This is a genomic window from Streptomyces sp. NPDC002671, assembly GCF_053592475.1.
In genome coordinates this window covers 227,092-243,617 of the sequence record NZ_JBSFVU010000002.1, presented here as the reverse complement: position 1 = coordinate 243,617, position 16,526 = coordinate 227,092, and the positions used below count along the sequence as shown (strand labels likewise).

At 71.5% G+C, this 16,526-nt stretch carries 16 protein-coding genes; 12 read left to right on the top strand and 4 right to left on the bottom strand.

The features are described 5' to 3' along the window. Nucleotides 1-208 precede the first annotated feature (208 nt). The 10 genes from infC to ACWD35_RS03815 all read left to right on the top strand — a co-directional run bounded on the left by infC (nucleotide 209) and on the right by ACWD35_RS03815 (nucleotide 11,127). Nucleotides 209-883, top strand: coding sequence for a translation initiation factor IF-3 (gene infC / locus ACWD35_RS03860; RefSeq protein WP_451349710.1), 675 nt, complete (start codon nucleotides 209-211; stop codon nucleotides 881-883). A gap of 137 nt (nucleotides 884-1,020) precedes the next feature. Beyond that, a complete protein-coding gene (gene rpmI, locus ACWD35_RS03855) occupies nucleotides 1,021-1,215 on the top strand; it encodes a 50S ribosomal protein L35 (protein ID WP_004933563.1) in 195 nt (64 codons plus the stop codon). Nucleotides 1,216-1,321: 106 nt separating this feature from the next. Further along, nucleotides 1,322-1,705 carry a 50S ribosomal protein L20 gene (gene rplT, locus ACWD35_RS03850; RefSeq protein ID WP_451349528.1) on the top strand — a complete coding sequence of 128 codons (384 nt, stop codon included), beginning with the start codon at nucleotides 1,322-1,324 and terminating at the stop codon, nucleotides 1,703-1,705. Nucleotides 1,706-1,797: 92 nt separating this feature from the next. Further along, nucleotides 1,798-2,658, top strand: a complete 861-nt coding sequence (locus tag ACWD35_RS03845) for a TrmH family RNA methyltransferase (RefSeq protein ID WP_451349527.1) — start codon at nucleotides 1,798-1,800, stop codon at nucleotides 2,656-2,658. A 56-nt stretch (nucleotides 2,659-2,714) separates the two neighbouring features. Further along, a complete protein-coding gene (locus ACWD35_RS03840) occupies nucleotides 2,715-3,896 on the top strand; it encodes an ATP-binding protein (RefSeq protein WP_451349526.1) in 1,182 nt (393 codons plus the stop codon). A gap of 129 nt (nucleotides 3,897-4,025) precedes the next feature. Beyond that, the gene (gene pheS / locus ACWD35_RS03835; protein WP_451349525.1) at nucleotides 4,026-5,171 is read left to right on the top strand and encodes a phenylalanine--tRNA ligase subunit alpha; all 1,146 of its coding nucleotides are present in this window, start codon (nucleotides 4,026-4,028) and stop codon (nucleotides 5,169-5,171) included. Further along, nucleotides 5,171-7,693 carry a phenylalanine--tRNA ligase subunit beta gene (pheT, locus tag ACWD35_RS03830; protein WP_451349524.1) on the top strand — a complete coding sequence of 841 codons (2,523 nt, stop codon included), beginning with the start codon at nucleotides 5,171-5,173 and terminating at the stop codon, nucleotides 7,691-7,693. The genes pheS and pheT overlap by 1 nt, the downstream gene beginning before the upstream one ends. Nucleotides 7,694-7,877: 184 nt before the next feature. Then, entirely contained in the window at nucleotides 7,878-8,975 is a 1,098-nt protein-coding gene (locus tag ACWD35_RS03825) for a PP2C family protein-serine/threonine phosphatase (RefSeq protein ID WP_451349523.1), read from the top strand. Nucleotides 8,976-9,184: 209 nt separating this feature from the next. Continuing rightward, the gene (locus ACWD35_RS03820) at nucleotides 9,185-10,525 is read left to right on the top strand and encodes a transcriptional regulator (RefSeq protein WP_451349522.1); all 1,341 of its coding nucleotides are present in this window, start codon (nucleotides 9,185-9,187) and stop codon (nucleotides 10,523-10,525) included. A 65-nt stretch (nucleotides 10,526-10,590) separates the two neighbouring features. Continuing rightward, nucleotides 10,591-11,127, top strand: a complete 537-nt coding sequence (locus ACWD35_RS03815; RefSeq protein WP_451349521.1) for an NUDIX hydrolase — start codon at nucleotides 10,591-10,593, stop codon at nucleotides 11,125-11,127. 28 nt (nucleotides 11,128-11,155) lie between these two features. On the opposite strand, the gene ACWD35_RS03810 is transcribed toward ACWD35_RS03815, so the two are convergent. Then, nucleotides 11,156-11,413 carry a hypothetical protein gene (locus tag ACWD35_RS03810; protein ID WP_451349520.1) on the bottom strand — a complete coding sequence of 86 codons (258 nt, stop codon included), beginning with the start codon at nucleotides 11,411-11,413 and terminating at the stop codon, nucleotides 11,156-11,158. A 230-nt stretch (nucleotides 11,414-11,643) separates the two neighbouring features. Further along, complete coding sequence (locus ACWD35_RS03805) at nucleotides 11,644-12,504, bottom strand: 3-hydroxybutyryl-CoA dehydrogenase (protein ID WP_451349519.1); 861 nt, start codon at nucleotides 12,502-12,504, stop codon at nucleotides 11,644-11,646. Nucleotides 12,505-12,672: 168 nt separating this feature from the next. Between ACWD35_RS03805 and ACWD35_RS03800 the strand changes: the two genes are divergently transcribed. Then, a complete protein-coding gene (locus ACWD35_RS03800) occupies nucleotides 12,673-13,905 on the top strand; it encodes a glycoside hydrolase family 10 protein (RefSeq protein ID WP_451349518.1) in 1,233 nt (410 codons plus the stop codon). 2 nt (nucleotides 13,906-13,907) lie between these two features. On the opposite strand, the gene ACWD35_RS03795 is transcribed toward ACWD35_RS03800, so the two are convergent. Both ACWD35_RS03795 and ACWD35_RS03790 read right to left on the bottom strand, forming a co-directional pair. Next, on the bottom strand, nucleotides 13,908-14,105 hold the full coding sequence (locus ACWD35_RS03795; RefSeq protein WP_451349517.1) for a DUF1918 domain-containing protein: 198 nt from the start codon (nucleotides 14,103-14,105) through the stop codon (nucleotides 13,908-13,910). A gap of 19 nt (nucleotides 14,106-14,124) precedes the next feature. Beyond that, complete coding sequence (locus ACWD35_RS03790; protein ID WP_451349516.1) at nucleotides 14,125-15,042, bottom strand: DMT family transporter; 918 nt, start codon at nucleotides 15,040-15,042, stop codon at nucleotides 14,125-14,127. Between ACWD35_RS03790 and ACWD35_RS03785 the strand changes: the two genes are divergently transcribed. Then, complete coding sequence (locus ACWD35_RS03785) at nucleotides 15,041-16,513, top strand: aminotransferase-like domain-containing protein (RefSeq protein WP_451349515.1); 1,473 nt, start codon at nucleotides 15,041-15,043, stop codon at nucleotides 16,511-16,513. The two genes, ACWD35_RS03790 and ACWD35_RS03785, sit on opposite strands and share 2 nt — an antisense overlap. Nucleotides 16,514-16,526: the final 13 nt, after the last annotated feature.

Genomic DNA, 16,526 nt, shown 5'->3' with positions numbered 1-16,526 from the left:
CACCGGTCAGACGGCTCCGTCGCCCCTTGAGGCGTGGATCCGTCCGATAGTGCGCCCCGCGACATCGCGGCGGTGTTCCGGTAGTTCGAGGAGCCCCGCCTGTGATCGTCCGGGGCATTTTTTGTGCTTCGGCGCGGTTAGGTCTAACGAACACAGACGTTACGCGGCTGTCCGCCAGACCGCCGCGTGGTGCTACCGAGGAGGATCCATCAGCGCCGAGCCCCGCATCAACGACCGGATTCGCGTTCCCGAGGTGCGACTTGTCGGTCCCAGCGGCGAGCAGGTCGGCATCGTGCCGCTTGCCAAGGCCCTGGAGCTTGCGCAGGAGTACGACCTGGACCTGGTCGAGGTCGCGGCGAACGCCCGTCCGCCCGTGTGCAAGCTCATGGACTACGGGAAGTTCAAGTACGAGTCGGCCATGAAGGCCCGTGAGGCGCGCAAGAACCAGGCGCACACGGTCATCAAGGAGATGAAGCTCCGGCCGAAGATCGACCCGCACGACTATGACACCAAGAAGGGTCACGTCGTACGGTTCCTCAAGCAGGGCGACAAGGTCAAGATCACGATCATGTTCCGTGGTCGCGAGCAGTCCCGGCCCGAGCTGGGCTACCGGCTGCTGCAGCGTCTCGCGGAGGACGTCCAGGACCTCGGCTTCGTGGAGTCGAACCCGAAGCAGGACGGCCGAAACATGATCATGGTTCTCGGTCCGCACAAGAAGAAGACCGAGGCGATGGCCGAGGCCCGTCAGGCGCAGGAGGCCCGCAAGGCCGAAGCGAAGGCCAACCCCGGTCGCTCGCAGAACCCTGCCGAGGCCGAGGTGTCCGCCGAGGCCGAGGTGCCTGCCGAGGCCGAGGTGCCCGCCGAGGAGCCCGCCGAGGCGTGATCCCGGGGTGTGCTTGCCCCGGGCGCAAGACCCGGGACGCGAGTCCCAGGATGTAACCGAAACAAGAGCGACGCTCCACCGTGCCCGGTTTTCGTGACCGGGCACAGGAGCGCCACCGACGAGGAGAGAACGGCGCTATGCCGAAGAACAAGTCGCACAGCGGTGCCAGCAAGCGCTTCAAGGTCACCGGCTCCGGCAAGGTGCTCCGTGAGCGCGCCGGCAAGCGCCACCTGCTCGAGCACAAGTCGTCCCGCGTGACGCGTCGCCTGACCGGCAACGCCGAGATGGCCCCGGGCGACGCCGCGAAGATCAAGAAGCTTCTCGGCAAGTGACGTACCCGGCGCTCGCCCTTCTCTGAGCGCCGTACGTCAGGACCGGGACCCAATCGTTTCCGGGCCGCGTGAGGACAACCGCGGCCCCGCTACAAGGAGTTAACAAGTGGCACGCGTCAAGCGGGCAGTCAACGCCCACAAGAAGCGCCGGGCGATCCTCGAGCAGGCCTCCGGCTACCGCGGTCAGCGCTCGCGCCTGTACCGCAAGGCCAAGGAGCAGGTCACCCACTCGCTGGTCTACAACTACAACGACCGCAAGAAGCGCAAGGGCGACTTCCGTCAGCTGTGGATCCAGCGCATCAACGCCGCTGCCCGCGCCAACGGCATGACGTACAACCGCTTCGTCCAGGGTCTGAAGGCCGCGAACGTCGAGGTCGACCGCAAGATCCTGGCCGAGCTGGCCGTCAACGACGCGGGTGCCTTCGCCGCCCTCGTCGAGGTCGCGCAGAAGGCGCTGCCGGCGGACGTCAACGCGCCCAAGGCTGCGTGACGCTGCGCTGGCTTTAGGCCGACGTGATTCGGACCCGCGGGCTGGTGCCTGCGGGTCCGTTTATGTGTGGACAACAATTGAGGTGACTTTCGATGCCCCCCGTCAGCCCCGAGCTGATCTCCCCCCGGTCCGCCCGTGTCGCCGCTGCCCGGCGGCTTGCCAAGCGGAACTTCCGGGGTAAGGACCGGCTGTTTCTTGCGGAGGGGCCGCAGGCCGTGCGGGAGGCGGCCGGGCATCGGGCCGGTGGGGAGGCGACGCTCGTCGAGCTGTTCGCCACCGTCGAGGCCGCGGAGCGGTACGCCGACATCATCGGGGAGGCGCGCGCCGCGGGCGCCCGGGTGCACCTCGCCTCCGAGGAGGTCATCGCCGACATCTCCACCACCGTCACCCCGCAGGGCCTCGTCGGGGTGTGCCGGTTCCTGGACACGCCGTTCGAGGAGATCCTCGCCGCCCGGCCCAAGCTGGTCGCCGTGCTCGCGCACGTGCGGGACCCCGGCAACGCCGGGACCGTGCTGCGCTGCGCCGACGCCGCCGGTGCCGAGGCCGTGGTCCTCACCGACGCCTCCGTCGACCTGTACAACCCCAAGGCCGTGCGCGCCTCCGTGGGCTCGCTGTTCCACCTGCCCGTCGCCGTGGGCGTGCCCGTCGAGCGGGCCGTGGCCGGGCTGAAGGACGCCGGGGTGCGGATTCTCGCCGCCGACGGAGCCGGGGACCGCGACCTGGACGAGGAGCTGGACAAGGGGAGCATGGGCGGGCCGACCGCCTGGGTGTTCGGCAACGAGGCCTGGGGGCTCCCGGAGGAGACCCGCGCGCTCGCGGACGCCGTCGTACGCGTCCCGATCCACGGAATGGCCGAGAGCCTGAACCTCGCCACGGCCGCCGCCGTATGTCTCTACGCCTCGGCCCGTGCGCAGCGCGCCTCCGGAGGGTGCCGCGCCGTCACCGAGAGCTAGGGCCTGTAGGGTGACGGGCTCGGGGCCCTGCGCCGTCTGAGAGGTGGGCTACGGGGATGAGTGTGGTCGGCACGAGCACTGCGCCGGAAGGGCGGGAGGCGCGCCGCACGCCCGCGCCCCGGCCCGCTGCCCCCACCGGGACCGACGGCCCCGCCGAGGTCGGGGACCGCACCGAGATCCGGCTCGGCATCGACCCCGACCAGCTGCCCGACGGCCTCGTCGTCGCCGACGAGCACGGCCGGATCGTCTGCTTCAACGCCGCCGCCCAGCGCATCACCGCCGTACCCGCCGCCGAGGCTCTCGGCAAGCCCCTGGAGCGGGTCCTGCCCTTGGAAGACCTGGAGGGGCGGCGCTGGTGGCAGCTCACCGACCCCTACGGCGGGCTTGCGATCCGGGTGCGGCAGCCCGAGCGCAACCTGCTGCTGCCCGGCGGCCGGGAGGTGCTGGTCTCCGCCCGGTACGTGCGCGCTGAGCCCCTGGGGCCCGTACGGCGCGTCGTCGTCTCGCTGCGCGACACCGAGGCCCGCCGGCGCACCGAGCGCAGCCACGCCGAGCTGATCGCCACCGTCGCCCACGAACTGCGTTCCCCGCTGACCTCCGTCAAGGGGTTCACCGCCACCCTCCTCGCCAAGTGGGCACGTTTCACCGACGACCAGAAGCGGCTGATGCTGGAGACCGTCGACGCCGACGCCGACCGCGTCACCCGGCTCATCGCCGAGCTGCTCGACATCTCCCGGATCGACAGCGGCCGGCTGGAGGTGCGCCGGCAGCCCGTCGACATAGGCGCGGCCGTCTCCCGGCACATCCAGGCCTACGTCGCCGCCGGCCAGCCCGCCGGCCGCTTCCTGCTCCGCATCGACCAGCCGCTGCCCGACCTGTGGGCCGACCCCGACAAGGTCGACCAGGTGCTGAGCAACCTCATCGAAAATGCCGTGCGGCACGGCGAAGGAACCGTCACCATTGACATCACGCCCACGGCGTCCCCCCGCGAGGGCGAGGAAACCGGCACGTCGGTCACGGTGAGCGACGAGGGGCCCGGCATCCCGGAGGAGTCCATGAACCGCGTCTTCACCCGCTTCTGGCGGGGCAGCAAGCGCGGTGGCACCGGCCTCGGGCTCTACATCGTCAAGGGCATCGTCGAGGCCCACGGCGGCCTCATCACGGTCGGCCGCGCCCCCGGCGGCGGCGCGGAATTCCGATTTACGTTGCCCGTGAGCGCACCGGCGTATCTCGCCTAGTGGGCCACGGGCGCATTCACATTCCCCAACCCCGTTAGACTCGGCCTTTGGCACCTTTGTGTCCTGCACGCGGCCCTCAGCGCCGGTCATGGGGACCATTCAGCCAGCCAATCGGAAGCACGGGAAGAGATGTCGGCACCGAATAAGTCGTACGACCCTGTCGAGGTCGAGGCGTTGAAACCGGAAGAGATCGAGCGCATGCGGGACGAGGCGCTCGCCGCCTTCGCCGCCGCGGACTCCCTCGACGCGCTCCACGAGGCCAAGATCGCCCACACCGGCCCGGCCTCCCCGCTGGCCCTCGCCAACCGCGAGATCGGCGCCCTGCCCCCGCAGGCCAAGGCCGAGGCCGGCAAGCGCGTCGGCATGGCCCGCGGCGCCGTGAACAAGGGCCTCGCCGCCCGCCAGAGCGAGCTGGAGGCCGAGCGCGACGCCCGAGTGCTGGTGGAGGAGGACGTCGACGTCACGCTGTCCCACGACCGCGTCCCGGCCGGCGCCCGCCACCCCCTGACCACGCTCTCCGAGCGGATCGAGGACATCTTCGTGGCCATGGGCTACGAGGTCGCCGAGGGCCCGCAGGTCGAGGCGGAGTGGTTCAACTTCGACGCCCTGAACATCGGCCCGGACCACCCGGCCCGCGGCGAGGCCGACACCTTCTTCGTGCAGACTGCATCCGACAGCGGCTCCGCCGCGGGGTCCGGCGGCACCGAGTCCGGCGTCGTGCTGCGCACCCACACCTCGCCCGTGCAGATCCGCTCCCTGCTCGACCGCGAGCTGCCGGTCTACGTGATCTGCCCCGGCCGCGTGTACCGCACCGACGAGCTGGACGCCACCCACACCCCGGTCTTCCACCAGGTCGAGCTGCTCGCCGTGGACGAGGGCCTGACCATGGCCGACCTCAAGGGCACCCTGGACCACATGGTCCAGTCCCTGTTCGGCGAGGGCATGAAGACCCGGCTGCGGCCGAACTTCTTCCCCTTCACCGAGCCGAGCGCCGAGATGGACATGCTCTGCTACGTGTGCAAGGGCGAGTCCGTCGGCAACCCCGACCGCCCCTGCCGCACCTGCTCCAGCGAGGGCTGGATCGAGCTGGGCGGCTGCGGCATGGTCAACCCGAAGGTGCTGACCGCCTGCGGCGTCGACCCGGAGAAGTACAGCGGCTTCGCCTTCGGGTTCGGCATCGAGCGGATGCTGATGTTCCGCCACAACGTCGAAGACATGCGAGACATGGTCGAGGGTGACATCCGGTTCACCCGGCCGTTCGGGATGGAGATCTGATGCGGGTCCCGCTTTCTTGGCTGCGGGAGTACGTCGACCTGCCGGCGACCGAAACCGGCCGTGACGTCCAGGCCAAGCTCATTTCGGCAGGTCTGGAGGTCGAGACCGTCGAGCAGCTCGGCGCCGACCTCAAGGGTCCGCTGGCCGTCGGCCAGGTGCTGACCATCGAGGAGCTGGAGGGCTTCAAGAAGCCGATCCGCTTCTGCACCGTCGACGTCGGCCAGGCCAACGGCACCGGCGAGCCCCAGGAGATCGTCTGCGGCGCCCGCAACTTCGCGGTCGGCGACAAGGTCGTCGTGGTCCTGCCCGGCGCCGAGCTGCCCGGCGGGTTCTCGATCGCCGCCCGCAAGACCTACGGCAAGACCTCCCACGGCATGATCTGCTCCAGCGACGAGCTGGGCATGGGCGACGACGGCAACCACGGCATCATCGTGCTGCCGCCGGAGACCGAGGTCGGCAAGGACGCCATCGAGCTGCTGGAGCTGGTCGACGAGGTCCTGGACATCGCCGTCACCGCCAACCGCGGCGACTGCCTGTCCATCCGCGGCGTGGCCCGCGAGACCGCCATCGCCTACGGCCTGCCGCTGCGCGACCCGGCCCTGATCGACGTACCGGCCCCGAACGCCTTCGGCTACCCGGTCCAGGTCTCCGACGCGCACGGCTGCGACCGCTTCACCGCCCGCACGGTGACCGGCCTGAGCCCCGAGGCGCGCTCCCCGATCTGGCTGCAGCGCCGCCTGCAGAAGGTCGGCATGCGCCCGATCTCGCTCGCCGTCGACGTCACGAACTACGTGATGATGGAGCTGGGCCAGCCCCTGCACGCCTACGACCGCACGCTGGTCAAGGGCACCATCGGCGTGCGCCGCGCCGCGGAGGGCGAGAAGCTCGTCACCCTCGACGGCGTCGAGCGCAAGCTGCACGCCGAGGACCTGGTCATCACCGACGAGCGCGGCCCGATCGGCCTCGCCGGCGTCATGGGCGGCGCCAACACGGAGATCGCCGACCACGAGGCCACCGAGAACGGGGCGAACGCCACGTCCGACGTGGTCATCGAGGCCGCCCACTTCGACGCGATCTCGATCGCGCGTACGGCCCGCCGCCACAAGCTGCTGTCCGAGGCGTCCCGCCGCTTCGAGCGGGGCGTCGACCCGCAGGCCGCGTCCGCCGCCGCCCAGCGCACGGTGGACCTGCTGGTGCTGCTCGCGGGCGGCACCGCCGAGGCCGGTGTCACCGAGGTCGTCGCTCCGTCCGAGCCGCAGACCGTCACCATCCCGGCCAGCCACCCGGACGAGGTCGCGGGCGTCGACTATGGCCGTGAGACGGTCGTGCGCCGTCTCCAGGAGGTCGGCTGCCACGTCTACGGGCAGGACGAGCTGGTCGTCAGCGTCCCGTCCTGGCGTCCCGACCTGGCCGACCCCAACGACCTGGCCGAAGAGGTCATCCGCCTGGAGGGCTACGAGAACCTGCCCTCCACGCTGCCCAAGCTCCCCTCGGGCCGCGGCCTCACCCACCGGCAGCGGCTGCACCGCCGCGTCGGCCGGGCACTGGCCGGCGCCGGCTACGTCGAGGCGCCGAACTACCCCTTCGTCGGCGAGCAGGTCTTCAACCAGCTCGGCCTGGAGTCCGACGACCCGAAGCGCCGCGTCGTCAAGCTCGTCAACCCGCTCAACGACGAGGAGCCCGCGCTCCGTACGACGCTGCTGCCGGGCCTGCTCGGTGCCTTGCGGCGCAACGACGGCCGGGGCTCGCACGACCTGGCCCTGTTCGAGACCGGTCTGGTCTTCCTGCCGCGCGAGGAGCAGCGCGTCGCCGGGCACCTGCCCGTCGACCGCCGTCCCACCGACGAGGAGATCGCGCGGCTGAACGCCGCGCTGCCCGACCAGCCGCGGCACGTGGCCGTCGTCCTCACGGGCGCCCGCGAACAGGCCGGCTGGTGGGGCGCAGGCCGCCCGGCCGGCTGGGCCGACGCGATCGAGGCGGCGCGTGCCGTCGCCCGCGAGGCCGGTGCCGACCTGGTCGTGCGCAAGGGTCAGTACGGCCCGTGGCACCCCGGTCGCTGCGCCGAGCTGGTGGTCGTCGCCGACGGCGCGGAGCGCGTCGTGGGCCACGCCGGCGAACTGCACCCGCGTGTGGTGAAGGCCCTGGGTCTGCCTGAGCGCACCTGCGCGATGGAGCTGGACCTGGACGCCCTAGAGGCGGTGGGCGACGGTGTCCCGCAGGCGCCGAGCATCTCCACGTTCCCGGTCGCCACGCAGGACGTCGCCCTCGTCGTCGACAAGCCCATCCCGGCCACGGAGGTCGAGGCGGCGCTGCGCGAGGGTGCGGGTGAACTCCTGGAGTCCATCCGGCTGTTCGACGTGTATGAGAACGCCGAGCACCTGGGCGAGGGCAAGAAGTCCCTGGCGTATGCGCTCCGCTTCCGGGCCGGGGACCGGACGCTGACGGTTGATGAGGCGTCGGCCGCTCGGGATGCGGCTGTGGCCCTCGCCGGCGAGCGGACCGGGGCTGTGCTTCGGGGCTGATCGCCGTAGGGGTATCCCACCCGGGTCAACCTGCATAAATGCAGGTTGACCCGGGTGGGATCACTCTTTTGGGTGGGAACTCGGGGTGATCTGGTGCCCCCGGGGCATGCCGTCGACAGAATCGGACCGGCCTTTCGGGGTCGGTCCGTCTGCTCTGTCAGAGCCCACATGGGGGACCAGAGGCATGATCCGCATCAAGGCACGGGCACCCACCGCGAGGGGAGCCGTACTGCCCACGGTCTGGGGAGCCGCGGCGGTCGCCTACAAGTTCGGCTGCCCCCTCGCCCAGCAGAACGGGCTCGGCGCGCGCATCGTGACGTGCGCCGTGTTCTTGGCCGTCGGCGCCGGGCTGATATTCCACGTCCGCCGCACGCTGCTGCGCGAACTCCGGCAGGCCCGACGGGTCGCGGGCGCCGCGCAGAGCGTGGTGCTACGGCCGCCGCCGCCCCGGCTCGCCGGCCTGAATCTCGCCGCCGCCCAGCTCTCCGCCGACCGGGGCGCGAGCATCGGCGGGGACCTGTACGAGGCGGTCGCCACCGAATACGGCGTCCGGGTCGTCATGGGGGACGTGCGCGGCCACGGGCTCGGCGCGCTCGGCACCGTCGCCGCCGTCCTCGGCAGCTTCCGCGAGGCGGCCCACGACGAGCCCGAACTCGGGCTCGTGCTCCGGAGACTGGAGCGTGCCCTGGCCCGGCACCTGCGTGAACGGGCCCGCGCCGAACACCCCTCGAACGGCGCCCCGGACCTCGACAACCCGGTCGCCGAGGAGTTCGTCACCCTCCTGCTGCTGGAAATCGGCAAGGACGGCGAGCTGCGCACCCTCAACTGCGGCCATCCGTGGCCGTATCTGCTCCGCGGCACCAGCGTGCAACTGCTGAGCCGCGCGGATCCGCTCCCGCCACTGGGCCCGTTCCCCCTGCCGGCGGAGCTGACGGACCGCTCCTGCGGGCGGCTGCTGCCAGGTGACTCCCTGGTCCTGTACACGGACGGCGCGGAGGACGCGAGAGATGCCCGAGGCCGGTTCTTCTCCCTGCCGACAGTGCTGCGCGAGGCCGTGCGCGAGGCCCCGGTCTCGCCCCAGACGGTCCTGCGCACCTTTTTCACGGCTCTTCTGCACCACACAGCGGGCAGACCCACGGACGACGTGGCGGTACTGGTCCTCCGGAACGACCGGAGCCGGGCGCTGTCCAACTCCCCAGGAGCGCGGGACGGTGACCTCAGCGGCCCTGCCGCGGGGGCGCGATCAGCCCCCACAGACCCGCAGCCGACAACGAACCGCTAGCCGCACCCTCTTGGCCGCCCCCGGCCAAGCCGCCGCTGTTCGAGGGGGAGCCGGCGGCTTGGCCGGTCTCTTGCGAGGCACCCCAGTCAACCGACCCGCCACGCTCCGCAACAGCGTGCACACACCCTGGATGCGCGCACTCGGTTCACACCCCGTGTGAACGGACCCGCACTAGTCTGACTGCCACCACGCCACTTGGGGGGCATCCCATGCAGCCCAACACTCTGCTCGACGCGATCCTGGACGAGGCGGGGATCTCGCACGCCGGTCTCGCCGCCCACGTCAACCAGGCCGGCCGCAGGAGAGGGCTGGCGCTGCGGTACGAACACACCGCTGTCGCCCGGTGGTTGAAGGGCCAGCGGCCCCGCGGTCAGGTGCCCGACCTGATCTGCGAGGTGCTCGCGGTCCGGCTGCAGCGGCCCGTCACCCTGGACGACATCGGGCTCGGTGTGCCCGGTGAGCCGAGCAGCACGCACGCCGGTTCGCTGTCCGGCTTCGTGGAGCGGGCCACCGCGCTGTGGCGCTCCGACGAACAGCAGCGGCCTCATGTGCTGGGCGCCCCGGCCGTCACCGGCACCCCGGCCGTGATGCCGGTGTGGGAGTGGGAGAACCCGCCCGAGGACGTGGACGTCTCCCGGGGCGGCCGGCATCGCGTCACGACGGCCGACATCGAGATGCTGCGCTCCGCCCGCACCCACTACGAGCAGATGTACCGCAAGGCGGGCGGCATCGCGACCCGCACCCGCATCGTCGGCTTCCTCAACGCCGAGGCGGCGCCGCTGCTGCGCGGCAGCTACACCGATGCCACCGGCCGCCAACTGCACCGAGCCACAGGCGGGTTGGTGGCGATCGCCGGCATCTGCGCGTACGACTCCGACGCACACGGACTCGCACAGCGCTACTTCCACCAGGCACTCAGGCTGGCAAAGGCCAGCGGGGACCGGGGACTTGGCGCGTATGTGATCGCGCTGCTGGTCAACCAGGCGCTGTACATGCAGGAGTTCCGGCAGGCCGTCGCCTTTGCGGAGGCCGCGCTGCGCGCCGCCGGAAAGCACATCACCCCGGCGCTCGCCTCCGACCTGTACGCGATGCAGGCGAAGGCGTACGCCCACCTCGGCGACTCCGGCAGCGCCCTGTCCTGCATCCGCCGGGCCGAGACGGCCGCCGAGCGCATCCGGCGCGGGTACGAGCCCGACGAGACCGGCTACGTCCAGCCCGGCCTCGTCAACGTCCAGGTGGCCGAGGCGCTGCTCAGCCTCGGCGAGCTGGCCGCCGCCGGGGAGCACGCCGCGGCGGCGGTGGACAACCCGGCCCACGACCGGGGGCGGGTGCACCGGCTCGCCATGCTCAGCACCGTCGAACTGCGCCAGGGCCATGCCGACAAGGCGGTGGCCACGGCCGTGCAGATGGCCGAGCAGGCCCGCGGGATGGAGTCCCAGCGGCTGCGCGACAGACTGCGCGCGGTACGCGAGCACCTGGTGCGCAGCGGCTCCGCCGGAACCGCCGAAGCCGCCGAACTCATCGACGGCGCACTGCGCGTACCGCTGTAGACGCACTGTGACTGCACCGTCCCTGCTGCGATATTGCCACTTACTCGGCGGAAGGTGGCAGAACCGTGCAGTGGACGAAACAGAACGAACAAACTGTGTATGAAAACCGCTGGTTCAGCGTCAATCTCGCAGATGTCGAGCTGCCGGACGGCCGGCACCTCGACCACTTCCTGATCCGGCTGCGGCCCGTGGCCGTGGCCACGGTGGTCAACGAGGCGGGCGAAGTCCTGCTGTTGTGGCGCCACCGCTTCATCACCGACAGCTGGGGGTGGGAACTGGCCGCGGGCGTCGTGGAGGACGGCGAGGACATTGCGAGCGCCGCCGCCAGGGAGCTGGAGGAGGAGACCGGCTGGCGGCCGGGGCCCCTGCACCACCTCATGACCGTGGAGCCGTCCAACGGTCTCACCGACGCCCGGCACCACATCTACTGGTCCGACCGGGGTGAGTACGTCGGGCATCCCGTGGACGACTTCGAGTCGGACCGCCGGGAATGGGTCCCCCTCAAGGTCGTCCCCGACCTGATCGCCCGTGGGGAGGTCCCGGCCGCCAACATGGCGGCTGCGTTACTCCTGCTGCATCACCTCAGGCTCGCCGAGGGCTAGCGGGCCGGAGGGCGAGAAGGCCGGAGAGCTAGTGGGCCAGCGTCTGCCAGACCGTGACGACGAGCGCTCCCAGGGCCGCGAGCGCGGCGACCGACGGCAGCGGCCAGCGTGCGTGTTCCAGGGAGATCATGCGGGAGTTCAGCTCGTCCACTTCCTTGGCGGTCTCCTTGGTGCGGTGACTGAGCAGCGCCAGCCCGCCCTCGACGCGGGCGTACGCCACATCGAGGCGGCGACGTAACTCTGCGAGTTCCTCCTGGGCCACGGGATGATCGGAATCGGTGGTCACGGTTTCGTTCCTCTCTGTAGCCGGACGGGGTCGTTCCCCATCTCTTGCATGGGCATGAAGAGTGAACTCGCCTGGTGGGCGCGTGGGGAGCGTGTGTGACGGGCATATGCGTGCCCGGCGCGCACACGGTGTGTGAAACAGACGGGCCCGGCACCGCATCCGGTGCCGGGCCCGCAGGGCGTCACTCCCTGTAGTCAGACAGGGGGTCAGACAGGTAGTCAGCCGGTTGATCAGTTGTAGACGTAGAAGCCCGAGCCGGTCTTCCGGCCCAGCCGGCCTGCCTCGACCATGCGCTGGAGCAGCGGGGGAGCGGCGTACAGCGGCTCCTTGTACTCGGCGTACATCGAGTTGGCGATGGAGACGATGGTGTCCAGGCCGATCAGGTCGGACAGCTTCAGCGGGCCCATCGGGTGGGCGCAGCCCATCTCCATGCCGTTGTCGATGTCCTCGCGGCTCGCGATGCCCGACTCGAACATGCGGATCGCGGACAGCAGGTAGGGCACGAGCAGCGCGTTGACCACGAAGCCGGAGCGGTCCTGGGCGCGGATGGCGTGCTTGCCGAGCGACTTCTCGGCGAACATCTGGGCGCGGCTGAGGGTGCCCTCGGAGGTGGTGAGCGCCGGGATCAGCTCGACGAGCTGCTGCACCGGGGCCGGGTTGAAGAAGTGGATGCCCACGACGTGGTCGGGGCGGGAGGTGGCGACCGCCAGCTTCACCAGCGGGATCGAGGAGGTGTTGGAGGCCAGGATCGCGTCCGGCCGGGTCACCACCTGGTCGAGGACCTGGAAGATCTCGGTCTTCACGGCCTCGCTCTCCACCACGGCCTCGATCACCAGGTCACGGTCGGCGAACTCGCCGAGGTCCGTGGTGAAGCTGAGCCGCGCCTGCGTGGCGTCCCGCTCCTCCTCGCTGATCTTGCCGCGCTCGGCGGCCTTGGCCAGGGAGTTGAACAGCCGGGTACGGCCGATCTCCAGGGCCTCGCCGGTGGTCTCGGCGACCTTGACGTCCAGTCCCGCGCGGGCGCACACCTCGGCGATGCCCGCGCCCATCTGGCCGCAGCCCACGACTCCGACGCGCTCGATGTCGGTCACATCGTTCCCTTCGCTGGTTTGCCGGCTCTGGCAGGACCTCCGGGTGGGCGCCTGCTCCAATCGTGCACGTTACCGCCAAGTATCGATGATCGATCGTCCGGGTGGAGGCATCCTAGGGCCGAAAACGATCCGTGATGGAGCGGGTCCGGAGCGTATGGGGGTGTGCTGATGGGGCGCATGTCACGGCGGGCCTTCACGCTGGCGGCGCTGTCCACGCTGGCCACGGGCGCGGCAGCCCAGGGGATGGCCGTGGAGCCGGACCGGCCGCGGGCGACCGCCGAGATGCGGGGCGTGTGGCTCGCGACCGTCGTCAACCGGGACTGGCCCTCGCGGCCCGGCCTCACGGCCGCTGTCCAGCGCAAGGAGCTGATCGCCCACCTCGACAGGGCCGTCCGCCGCCGGCTCAACACGGTGATCCTCCAGGTGCGGCCCAGCGCGGACGCGCTGTGGCCTTCGCCGTACGAGCCCTGGTCGCAGTACCTGACCGGCACCCAGGGGAAGAGTCCCGGCTGGGACCCGCTCGGCACGGCGGTGCAGGAGGCCCACGCGCGCGGCCTGCAACTGCACGCCTGGTTCAACCCGTACCGGATCGCGATCCACACCGACCCGAAGCGCCTCGCCCCCGCGCACCCGGCCCGCAAGCACCCGGACTGGGTGGTGCCCTACGACGGCAGGCTCTACTACAACCCCGGCCTGCCGAAAGTCCGCGCCTTCGTGCAGAAGGCCATGCTCGACGCGGTCGCCCGGTACCCGGTCGACGCGGTGCACTTCGACGACTACTTCTATCCGTATCCGGTCGCCGGACAGACCTTCGACGACGACGCGGCGTACGACACCTATGGCGGCGCCTTCTCCAGCCGGGCCGCCTGGCGGCGCGACAACATCGACAAGCTGGTGAAGGAGATGGCCGCCGGGATCAAGCGGGTCCGGCCCGGCACCCGGTTCGGGATCAGCCCCTTCGGGGTGTGGCGCAACGCCTCGACCGACTCACGGGGCTCCAGCACACGCGCGGGCGTACAGACGTACGACGACCTGTACGCGGACACCCGGAAATGGGTCCGCAACCACTGGATCGACTACATCGTCCCGCAGCTGTACTGGCACATCGGCTTCGGCCCCGCCGACTACAAGACCCTGACCGCCTGGTGGGCGTCGGTCGCCAAGGGCACGAAGACACACCTGTACCTGGGCGAGGCGCTGTACAAGGCGGGGGCCGCAGGACAGCCCTCGGCCTGGCAGGACCCGGTCGAACTGTCCCGGCACCTCACTCTCGCCGCCCGTTATCCCGAGGTGCGCGGGCATGTGTTCTTCGCCGCCGGGGACGTGGCGGCGGACCCGATCGGGGCGCTGGCGCGGGTGGTCGCCGACCACTACGGGAAGCCGGCGACGCCACCGCGCTGAGGTTACTTCCGCCGGACTTCCGTGTGCCGGATCTCGGTGTCGGGACCGGGGGAGCAGACGCCCTCGTGCCCGTCCTCGAAGCGGACGCGGAACGGCGGGTTGCCCTCCTGGCCCAGAACTTCGACGATCTCGCCGACCTTGTCGTGTTGGCCGACCACCCTGCCGTGCTGGATCAGCTGGTCGCCCTTGCGTGCGCGCATCTGCAGGCCCTCCTCACGATCACGACCGCTGAGTGACGGCGATGCACACGAGCACCGCGACGGCGGTCAGCGGAGCAGCCGCCGTGAAGTGCTCGCCCAGCAGCAGCGCCGACCACACCAGTGTGAGCAGCGGCTGAGCCAACTGCAACTGGCTGGCGCGCGGGATGCCGATGGCCGCCATTCCCCGGTACCAGACCAGCAGGCCGAGGAAGGTCGAGCCCACGGACACCCACAGCACGCCCACCACCCCGTGGCCGGTCAGGTGCACCGGCTCGAACGACAGCCCCAGCGCGGCGGCCGGCGCGGTCAGCGGCAGGCACAGCACCAGCGCCCAGCCGACGACCTGCCAGCCCGGCATGACCCGGGCCAGCCGGCCGCCCTCGGTGTACCCGGCCGCGCACACCAGCAGCGCCGCGAACAGATAGCCGTCGGCCGCCGTGAGCGCGCCGCCGCTCTGGCCGATCGTGAAGGCGAGCACGGCCGCCGCGCCCGCCACGGCCGCCAGCCAGAACCGGCGCGAGGGCCGGTGGCCCATGCGCAGGGCGGAGAAGGCGGCGGTGGTCAGCGGCAGCAGGCCCACGACGACGGCGGCGTGCGCGGTGGTGGAGGTCTGCAGGGCGAGCGTGGTGAGCATCGGGAAGCCGAGCACGACTCCGGCGGCGACGACCGCCAGCCCCGGCAGATGGCGCCGCGCGGGCAGCCGCACCCGGAGGGCCAGCAGACAACTGCCCGCGACGAGCGCTGCGAGCACGCTGCGCACGGCCACCAGGGACCAGGGACCGAAGCTCTCCAGACCCCAGGCGGTCGACGGGAAGGTCAGCGAGAAGGCGGTCACACCGAGGGCGGCCTGGACGGTGCCCAGGCTGGCGGTCCGGTGCTCGCGGGGAGCGGTGACTGCTATCGGCTTCGCGGTAGTAGCGCTACTCTGTGCTCTCATGCATGAGCGTAGCAGTGTGGGTGAACTCGCGGAACAGTTGCGGAGAGAGCTGAACCGCTACTCACCAGGTGGAAAGCTCCCGTCGAGCCGGGCCCTGGTCGAGCGGTTCCGGGTGAGCCCGGTGACCGTCTCGCGGGCGCTCGCCCAGCTGGCCGCCGAGGGGCTGGTGGTCACCCGGCCCGGCGCCGGCGCCTTCCGCGCCCGGCCGCAGGAGACGCCCGCGCCCGCCGGGGACACCTCCTGGCAGGAGGTCGCGCTGAGCGCCGACGGCACCCCCGACCTCGTACCGCGCACGGTGGACGCCTCCGGAGTCACCGTCTCGCTCGCCGCGCCGCCGCCCGGCGTGCTGGAGTTCAGCGGCGGCTATCTGCACCCGTCCCTGCAGCCCGAGCGGGCGATGGCGGCGGCCCTGGCCCGCGCCGGACGGCGGCCCGGCGCCTGGGGGAGGCCGCCCCTGGAGGGGCTGCCCGAGCTGCGCGAGTGGTTCGCGCGCGGCATCGGCGGTGCCGTCACCGCCGCCGAGGTGCTGATCGCCGCAGGCGGCCAGTCGGCGCTGGCCACCGCTCTGCGCGCGCTCGCCCCGCCCGGCGCGCCGGTGCTCGTGGAGTCGCCCACCTACCCGGGCATGCTCGCCCTCGCCCGCGCGGCCGGCCTGCGCCCGGTCCCGGTGCCGGTCGACTCCGAGGGCGTGAAGCCGCAGCTGCTCGCGGACGCCTTCAAGGCCAGCGGCGCCCGGGTGTTCGTCTGCCAGCCGCTGTTCCAGAACCCGACCGGCGCCGTGCTCGCCCCCGACCGGCGCGCCGAGGTGCTGCGCATCGCCCGCGCGGCCGGTGCCTTCGTCATCGAGGACGACTTCGTACGCCGCCTCGTCCACGCGGACTCCGGCCCGCTGCCCCGCCCGCTGGTCGCCGACGACCCCGATGGCGTCGTCGTCCACGTCGGCTCGCTGACCAAGGCGACCTCGCCCAGCTTCCGGGTGAGCGCGCTGGCCGCGCGCGGTCCCGTGCTGGAACGCCTGCGCGCCATCCAGGTCGTGGACAGCTTCTTCGTTCCCCGGCCACTCCAGGAAGCGGCCCTGGAACTCGTCGGCTCCCCGGCCTGGCCCCGCCATCTGCGGGCGCTCTCGGCCGAGTTGAAGGCCCGCCGCGACGCCATGACGGCCGCGCTCGCGCTGCACCTGCCCGAACTCGCCGTCCCGCACGTGCCGTCCGGCGGATACCAGCTCTGGGTGCGCCTCCCTGACGGTACTGGGGGCACCTCCCAGGCTTTCGGCTCTGAGGGAGAGGCTGCCCTGACCGCCGCCGGCCTGCGCGCGGGCGTCGCCCTCACCCCCGGCCGCCCCTACTTCAGCGCCGAACCCCCCGCCCCCCACCTGCGGTTGAGCTTCGCGGCGGTCGCCGGCACCGGGGAGATCGCGGAGGGTGTACGACGGCTGCGCCAGGCGTACGACGAGGTTATGGGGACGCCGTGACCGGACGGGTGTA

Coding starts and splice junctions, on each gene's coding strand:
- ACWD35_RS03825 (WP_451349523.1), top strand. CDS start 7,878: ATGATCCGCATCAAGGCACGGGCACCCACCGCGAGGGGAGCCGTACTG.
- ACWD35_RS03845 (WP_451349527.1), top strand. CDS start 1,798: ATGCCCCCCGTCAGCCCCGAGCTGATCTCCCCCCGGTCCGCCCGTGTC.
- pheT (WP_451349524.1), top strand. CDS start 5,171: ATGCGGGTCCCGCTTTCTTGGCTGCGGGAGTACGTCGACCTGCCGGCG.
- ACWD35_RS03820 (WP_451349522.1), top strand. CDS start 9,185: ATGCAGCCCAACACTCTGCTCGACGCGATCCTGGACGAGGCGGGGATC.
- ACWD35_RS03800 (WP_451349518.1), top strand. CDS start 12,673: ATGGGGCGCATGTCACGGCGGGCCTTCACGCTGGCGGCGCTGTCCACG.
- pheS (WP_451349525.1), top strand. CDS start 4,026: ATGTCGGCACCGAATAAGTCGTACGACCCTGTCGAGGTCGAGGCGTTG.
- ACWD35_RS03795 (WP_451349517.1), bottom strand. CDS start 14,105: ATGCGCGCACGCAAGGGCGACCAGCTGATCCAGCACGGCAGGGTGGTC.
- ACWD35_RS03785 (WP_451349515.1), top strand. CDS start 15,041: ATGCATGAGCGTAGCAGTGTGGGTGAACTCGCGGAACAGTTGCGGAGA.
- ACWD35_RS03790 (WP_451349516.1), bottom strand. CDS start 15,042: ATGAGAGCACAGAGTAGCGCTACTACCGCGAAGCCGATAGCAGTCACC.
- ACWD35_RS03840 (WP_451349526.1), top strand. CDS start 2,715: ATGAGTGTGGTCGGCACGAGCACTGCGCCGGAAGGGCGGGAGGCGCGC.
- rpmI (WP_004933563.1), top strand. CDS start 1,021: ATGCCGAAGAACAAGTCGCACAGCGGTGCCAGCAAGCGCTTCAAGGTC.